Origin of the sequence: Aquirufa beregesia, from assembly GCF_011090385.1 — a bacterium.
GTDB classification, from domain to species: domain Bacteria; phylum Bacteroidota; class Bacteroidia; order Cytophagales; family Spirosomataceae; genus Aquirufa; species Aquirufa beregesia.
Genome location: NZ_SEWW01000070.1, coordinates 1 through 222, shown reverse-complemented (window position 1 = coordinate 222; position 222 = coordinate 1). Strand labels below are relative to the sequence as shown.

The 222-nt window shown below is 31.1% G+C and carries 1 pseudogene; it reads left to right on the top strand.

The features are described 5' to 3' along the window. A pseudogene (locus tag EWU23_RS14015) lies at positions 1-222 on the top strand (IS3 family transposase); the annotation flags it as partial.

Here is a 222-nt window from a genome sequence, read left to right as displayed (position 1 = left end):
ATCATACACTAAAACCTGATTTCATTGGTAGAGATAGATTTATCGATGTCTTTATGGATTTAGGTTTTAGATTGAAAACAAAAAAGAATTATAAACGGACAACTTATCCTGCATCTGTTCATTATTCGAATTTGATAAAAGGAATGGAAGTAATGGCGCCGTCAATTATTTGGCAATCTGATATCACATATATTTATGTGAAGCAGGAAGAGAAGTTCTATT